Below are 7,039 nucleotides of genomic sequence, written 5' to 3'. Positions count from 1 at the left end.
GACTCTATCAGATCCTTTTCCGATCCGATTTCCTCGGCGCTTTCCAGGTTCCCGCTTTCGCGTTTCCCTTTCCGGCGGTTCCGACTCTATCAGATCCTTTCGGGCTCTGATTCCCCGTCAGAGGGGGTTGTCTTCCCGGCTGTTGGGCCGTTCCGACGTCTCAAACCTTAGCGGACTTTCTCGGCGTTTCCCAATCGGTGTCGACCGGGGCACCGAGTCCCATTCGGAATTGAATTCGGACACGCCGAAACAGTTCCCAGTGGGAGGTCGTGCTGATGGTTTGGTGTGCCGCTGCTGCGGCGGGAGGTGCTACCGCAGAACCGTTACGGCCCCGTGGCAACCCGAAGAACTCTACGGATCCCGCAGGGGGGTGTCAAGCCTCCCTGTCAAGATCTTTTAATCGAGGTCGCTGAGCCGTCCGCCGGCGTCGGGCTGCGCGTGCTCGACCCTGCGCAGGAGGCGGGTGAGGACCTCGCCGAGGGCCGACCGCTCGTCCGCCGAGAGGTCCTGGAGGAGGTCCTCCTCGAAGACCGTGGCGAGACGCATGGCCTCCAGCCACTTCTCACGCCCGTCACCCGTCAGCTCGACGATCACGCGGACCCGGTTCGACTCGTCGCGCTCCCGGGTCACCAGCCCCTCCGTCACCATCCGGTCGATGCGGTGGGTCATGGCGGCCGGCGTCAGGCCGAGGCGCTTGGCGAGGTCGCCGGGCCCCAGCCGGTAGGGAGCACCTGACAGGACCAGCGCCTTGAGTACTTCCCAGTCCGTGTTGCTGATGCCGAGCTCGGCCGTCTGGCGGCCGTACGCGACGTTCATCCGCCGGTTGAGCCGGGAGAGAGCCGAAACGATCTTCTCCACCTGCGGGTCGAGGTCCTGGAACTCGCGCTGGTAGGCGGCGATCTGTTCTTCGAGTGGCGGCTCGCCGGCGCCGGAGGTGTCGCCCATGGCCGCAGTATGGCACGCCGCTCCTTTGCCTTGAAGTCCTTCGGTATGTACTCTTTAGCTTCGAACTTTAGCTTCTAAGTCTTCAGCTCTAACGGCTGAAGCGGACTACCCAAGAGAGGGTGAACGTGACCAGGGCAATGGGCGCCGCGATGCGCCGGATCCACGTGGGCAACGCACTCAGCGCGTTCGGACTGGGCTTCACCGTCCCCTACCTGTACGTCTATGTGGCGCAGGTACGGGGGCTGGGGTCCATGACGGCGGGTCTCGTACTGGCCGTCTTCGCCGTGGCCGCGCTGATCGTGCTGCCGTTCGCCGGGCGGGCCATCGTCCGGCGGGGCCCGCTGCCGGTGCTGTTGGTCGCCCTGGTCACCGCCGCGGTCGGCGCGCTGAGCCTGGGGCTCGCGGCCACGTCGGCCACCGTGCTGCTGTCCGCTGCCGCGCTGGGGGCGGGACAGGCCGTGATGCAGCCGGCGCTCGCCACGATGATCGTGGACTGCTCCCCCTCGGAGACGCGGTCGCGGGCGTTCGCCATGCAGTTCTTCCTGCAGAACCTGGGGCTCGGCGTCGGCGGGCTCATCGGGGGTCACCTGGTCGACACCACGAGCGCCGCGTCGTTCACGCTGCTGTTCGCGATCGAGGCGGCGATGTTCCTGCTGCTGGTCGTGGTGATGGCGACGGTGCGGATGCCGCGTGCGCCGCGGGTGGGAGACGCACCGGGACAGGCCTCCGGCGGCGGCTGGAAGCAGCTGCTGGGCAACCGGGCCATGGTGCAGCTGTGCGTGCTGGGCTTCGTGCTGTTCTTCGCCTGCTACGGGCAGTTCGAGTCGGGGCTGAGCGCCTACGGCGTCGAGGCCGCCGGGATCTCGACGTCCGCGCTGGGGACGGCGCTGGCGGCGAACACGCTGATGATCGTGGTCGCGCAGTTCGCCGTGCTGAAGTTCGTGGAGCGGCGGAAGCGGTCCCGCGTGATCGCCGCCGTGGGTCTGATCTGGGCCGTGGCGTGGGCGGTGGCCGGGTACGCCGGGCTCGGGCACGGCAGCCAGACGATGGCGACGGCCGCGTTCATCTCGACGTACGCGCTGTTCGGGCTGGGTGAGGCGATGCTGTCGCCGACGCTGGCCCCGCTGGTGGCCGACCTGGCGCCGACCGGGCTGGCCGGGCAGTACAACTCCGCCTTCGCCCTGGTGAAGCAGCTCGCGCTGGCGATCGGGCCGGCCGTGGGCGGCCCGCTCGGGGCCTCGCTGCACGCGCCGTACATCGTGATGTTCCTGCTGTTCTCGCTGGGGATCTCGGTGCTGGCGGTGCGGCTGGGGCGGCAGCTCACGGACGTGCAGAACCAGCCGGCGCTCGCGCGGAGCCGGGTGGTCACGCAGGGCGGGACGCCGGCGGGCGCCGTGGCGGCCGCGGAGGCGTGAGCGAGCCCGTGACGGATCCCGCGCCCGTCACGGTTCACGGCTGACGGCGCGACCCGAGGTTCACGGCTTCGGCAGGACGAACTCGCACCAGACGGACTTGCCGCCGCCGGGCGTGCGTCTGGAACCCCAGTTGGAGGCGATCGTCGCGACGATGGCGATGCCCCGGCCGGACTCGTCCCCCGGTTCCGCGCGACGGCGCCGGGGGAGGTGGTCGTCGCCGTCGGTGACCTCGATGATCAGGCGTCGGTCCGTGCGGCGCAGGCGCAGACGCATGGGGGGCGTGCCGTGCTGGAGGGAGTTGGCGACCAGCTCGCTGGTCGCCAGGACGCCCGCGTCGTGCAGGTCGGCGGGGAAGCGCCAGCTGGCGAGGACACCGGAGGCGAAGGCACGCGCGCGGGGGGCCGCCTCGACGCCCCCGAGCAGTTCGAGGGTGGCGTTGCGGAAGAGCTCGGCCTCGGCGCCCTTGCGGGCGGGGTGCTGCAGGACCAGGACGGCCACGTCGTCGTCGTGTTCCGGGGTGACGCCGGCCGAGCGGACCAGGCGGTCGCAGACCACCTGGGGGCTGCCGGTCGCCCCCGACAGGGCGCGTTCCAGGGCGGCGATGCCCTCGTCCAGGTCCTCGTTGCGGCGCTCCACCAGGCCGTCGGTGTAGAGGACGGCGGTGGAGCCGGGGGTCAGGGCGATGGAGCCCGACGCGTGCATCCAGCCGCCCGTGCCGAGCGGGGGGCCGGTGGGCTCGTCGGCGCGCTGGACGGTGCCCGTCTCGTCGCGGACCAGGATGGGCAGGTGCCCGGCGGAGGCGTACACCAGCCGGCCCTCGTTCGGGTCGTGGATGGCGTAGACACAGGTGGCGATCTGGTTGGCGTCGATCTCGGTGGCGAGGCCGTCCAGGAGCTGGAGGACCTCGTGCGGGGGCAGGTCGAGGCGGGCGTAGGCCCGCACCGCCGTACGGAGCTGGCCCATGACCGCGGCCGCGCGGACGCCCCTGCCCATGACGTCGCCGATGACCAGGGCGGTGCGGCCGCCGCCGAGGGTGATCACGTCGTACCAGTCGCCGCCGACCGCGGCCTCGGTGCCGCCGGGGTGGTACGTGGCGGCGACGCGCAGGTCGTCGGGCTCCTCGAGCTCCTGCGGGAGCAGGGAGCGCTGGAGGGTGACGGCGGTTTCCCGCTGGCGGCGTTCGCTCGCGCGGAGGCGGGCGGCGGCTTCGGCGTGGTCGGTGACGTCGGTGGCGAAGACGAGGACGCCGCGGTCGCCGCCGCCGTCGCCCTCGGTGACCGGGGTGCAGGTGAAGGTGTACGAACGGCCGTCGGGGGCCTTGCGGGACTTGAGGGTGCGGGGTCTGCCGCTGCGCTGCACCTGGTCGAGGAGCGGGAAGAGCCCCAGCGCGTCGAGCTCGGGGAGGGCCTCGCGGGCCCCTCTGCCGACGGGGCGTACGCCGAAGGCCGTGGCGTAGGCGTCGTTGACGTAGGCGATGCGGTGGTCGGGGCCGTGGACGAGGGCGACGAGGGCCGGGACGCGGTCGAGCACGTCGCGCGTCGGCAGGTCGTCGACGGCCGGTACGGGCGGGGCCTCGTCGGTCAGCTGCTCGGCGCGGGCGGCGGGGACGGAGCCGTCTCCCCGACGGTCGGGGGAGAGCGTCGTGTCGGTCCGCGCTGCGGCGCGGCGCTGCGTTCCGGGGAGTCGGGCGCTCCAGCGCGTGAAGTTCACGAATCCTTGCCTCGGGTAGTCGTCGGCGGCCGGTACCGGAACCGGCAGGGCCCGGGAGCCGCGCGGGGTGAGCGGCGGCCCGCCCCCGGTGGTGGACCAGTCTGGCAGGGTGCCGACCGGCCGACATCCGTCAGACGCCGGGCCGGCCCGGGGAGTTCCTGACTCCGGCCAGGACTACCCCTTCGGGTTGCGCGGAGGTTCCTGAGAAGGCTTTCCACCGGCCGCGAGTTCGAACTCGGCGCGGGGATGTTCGAGTGATCCCAGGGAGACGATCTCCCGTTTGAAGAGTCCGGCGAGGGCCCATTCGGCCAGCACGCGCGCCTTGCGGTTGACGGTGGGGACGCGGCTGAGGTGGTAGGCGCGGTGCATGAACCACGCCGGGTAGCCCTTCAGCCTGCGTCCGTAGACGTGCGCGACGCCCTGGTGGAAGCCGAGGGAGGCGACGGAGCCGACGTACTTGTGCGCGTACGTGTCGAGGGGCTCGCCGCGCAGGGCGTGCGCGATGTTGTCGCCGAGGACCCTGGCCTGGCGGACGGCGTGCTGGGCGTTGGGTGCGCACTCCCCGCCGGGTCCGGCGGCCGTGACGTCGGGAACGGCGGCGGCGTCGCCCGCGGCCCACGCGTGCGGTGCGCCGTCGACGGCCAGTTGGGGGGTGCACAGGAGCCGGCCGCGGTCGTCGAGAGGCAGGTCGGTGGCGGCGAGGACGGGGTGGGGTTTGACGCCGGCCGTCCAGACGACCGTGCGGGTGGGGAAGCGGGCGCCGTCGCTGAGGACGGCGACGCGGTCCGCGCAGGACTCCAGGCGGGTCTCCAGGCGTACGTCGATGTTGCGGCGGCGCAGCTCGGTGACCGTGTAGCGGCCCATGTCCTCGCCGACCTCGGGCAGGATGCGGCCCGAGGCCTCGACGAGGATCCACTTCATGTCCTCGGGCGTGACGTTGTGGTAGTAGCGGGCGGCGTAGCGGGCCATGTCCTCCAGCTCACCGAGCGCCTCGACCCCGGCGAAGCCTCCGCCGACGAAGACGAAGGTGAGGGCGGCGTCCCGGATCGCGGGGTCGCGGGTGGAGGAGGCGATGTCCAGCTGCTCGAGGACGTGGTTGCGCAGGCCGATGGCCTCCTCCACGGTCTTGAAGCCGATGCCGTGGTCGGCTAGGCCGGGGACGGGGAGGGTGCGTGAGACCGAGCCGGGCGCGAGCACGAGTTCGTCGTACTCCAGCCGGCGGGCTCCCGTGCCCTCCTCCTCGGTGGCGAGGGTGGTGACGGTGGCGGTCCGGCCGGTGTGGTCGATGCTGTGCGCCTCGCCGACGACGACGTGGCACTGGTCGAGGACGCGGCGCAGTGGCACGACGACGTGGCGCGGGGAGATGGAGCCGGCCGCCGCCTCGGGGAGGAACGGCTGATACGTCATGTAGGGGTCGGGGGTGACGACGGTGATCTCCGCCTCGCCCCGCCGGAGTTCGCCCTTCAGGTTCCGCTGGAGACGCAGGGCCGTGTACATCCCGACGTAGCCGCCGCCGACAACGAGAATGCGCGCACGTTCCTTCACCATCCCATGACGCACCCGCCGCTTGCGTTTGTCCACAGGCTCGGCGATTTGTGTGACCGGAGACCACTCGGGCGCCGGGTTGGCCGGATCGCCGTGGTGTGCGGCGCAGACGCAGGTCAGTGTGGGTGGGACGGCGAACGGGCGGGGGCATATTCCGGGCGTATACGACCCGTACTCCGATCGGGGGGCGCTCCGTGCGGAACCTGCCCCTTCTGAATTGACTCCCGCTCAACTATGTTCGTCCCCACGGAGTGTAGGGGGATGTGCTCACGGGGTCCGCGACAGGCGGGCCGCCGGACCGGGTCCGTCACGCGCACTCCGGCTTTCAATGGCGGGGAGAGTCTCCGGGGGGAGACGTCATTACCGGGGGATTGTCGATGCATGTTCAGGACTCTCATTGGTCGTCCGCTTCCGCTGTCGCGCCCGGTGGCGTGATGGGGGCGGCGACGGGCGGCGGACGCGGTGACGGTGGGCGTACGGCGCCCCTGCGCGTGGACGCCCAGCGCAATCTGGAGCACGTGCTGCGCGCGGCGCGCGAGGTGTTCGGCGAGCTGGGGTACGGCGCGCCGATGGAGGACGTGGCGCGGCGGGCCCGGGTCGGTGTCGGCACGGTGTACCGGCGCTTCCCGAGCAAGGACGTCCTGGTGCGGCGGATAGCCGAGGAGGAGACGGCCCGGCTGACCGATCAGGCCCGGGCGGCGCTCGGGCAGGAGGACGAGCCGTGGTCGGCGCTGTCGCGCTTCCTGCGCACGTCGGTGGCGTCGGGGGCCGGCCGGCTGCTGCCGCCGCAGGTGCTGCGGGTCGGTGTGCCGGACGAGGGTGACGGCGCGGCTGGTGAGCCGCGGGTGCCGCAGCAGCGGATGCAGCCGGGCTCCGGTGAGCTGCGGCTGGTGCCCGAGGACGCGGTGCCGCTGGGGCCCGGACCGGGTTCGCCGGCCGGCTCCGTCGGGACGCCTCTCGCCCCGGGGGACGATCACGGGGCGGCGGCGCTGCTGGAGGTCGTGGGCCGGCTCGTGGAGCGCGCCCGTGCGGCGGGCGAGCTGCGGCCGGACGTGTCGGTGTCGGACGTGCTGCTGGTGATAGCCACGGCGGCGCCCTCGCTGCCCGACGCGGCACAGCAGGCGGCGGCCTCGGCCCGGCTGCTGGACATCCTGCTGGAGGGGCTGCGTTCGCGTCCCGCGTGAGGCCGGTGAGGCGTCGAGCGGGGCGGCGGGGGACACTCCGCGCGTCTCGCTCGGGGCCTTGTCGGGAGCGGGGTGCGTACTCCCCGGCCGTCGGCAATGGTGCCCGCGCTCCCCGGCCGACGGCAACGGTGCCCGCGCTCCCCGGCCGACGGGAACGGGATGCGCGCCCCTCGGGAACGCGACTCGCTCCCTGACCGTCGAGGCCGGAGGCAAACGCGTATCCCTTCCCCGAACGGCTGA

General features: G+C 72.3%; 5 protein-coding genes. 2 read left to right on the top strand and 3 right to left on the bottom strand.

Going from position 1 to position 7,039, the window contains the following annotated elements; genetic code table 11:
• Positions 1-396: 396 nt before the first annotated feature.
• Positions 397-945 (bottom strand): MarR family winged helix-turn-helix transcriptional regulator, encoded by a 549-nt coding sequence (locus IEZ05_RS35715; RefSeq protein ID WP_189234491.1) that lies wholly within the window; start codon positions 943-945, stop codon positions 397-399.
• A gap of 137 nt (positions 946-1,082) precedes the next feature.
• Here IEZ05_RS35715 and IEZ05_RS35710 point away from each other — a divergent pair, with 137 nt between their 5' ends.
• Positions 1,083-2,360, top strand: coding sequence for an MFS transporter (locus IEZ05_RS35710; protein ID WP_189234493.1), 1,278 nt, complete (start codon positions 1,083-1,085; stop codon positions 2,358-2,360).
• 60 nt (positions 2,361-2,420) lie between these two features.
• Here IEZ05_RS35710 and IEZ05_RS35705 read toward each other — a convergent pair whose 3' ends face one another.
• The gene (locus tag IEZ05_RS35705) at positions 2,421-4,070 is read right to left on the bottom strand and encodes an ATP-binding SpoIIE family protein phosphatase (protein ID WP_189234490.1); all 1,650 of its coding nucleotides are present in this window, start codon (positions 4,068-4,070) and stop codon (positions 2,421-2,423) included.
• Between the two features lie 174 nt (positions 4,071-4,244).
• Positions 4,245-5,618, bottom strand: coding sequence for an NAD(P)/FAD-dependent oxidoreductase (locus IEZ05_RS35700; RefSeq protein ID WP_189234489.1), 1,374 nt, complete (start codon positions 5,616-5,618; stop codon positions 4,245-4,247).
• A 374-nt stretch (positions 5,619-5,992) separates the two neighbouring features.
• Here IEZ05_RS35700 and IEZ05_RS35695 point away from each other — a divergent pair, with 374 nt between their 5' ends.
• The gene (locus IEZ05_RS35695; RefSeq protein WP_189234488.1) at positions 5,993-6,799 is read left to right on the top strand and encodes a TetR/AcrR family transcriptional regulator; all 807 of its coding nucleotides are present in this window, start codon (positions 5,993-5,995) and stop codon (positions 6,797-6,799) included.
• Positions 6,800-7,039: the final 240 nt, after the last annotated feature.

Origin of the sequence: Streptomyces flaveolus, from assembly GCF_014648815.1 — a bacterium.
Lineage (GTDB): Bacteria > Actinomycetota > Actinomycetes > Streptomycetales > Streptomycetaceae > Streptomyces > Streptomyces flaveolus.
Note: the sequence above shows the minus strand (reverse complement) of the source record. Positions and strands in the feature narration are given on the sequence as shown.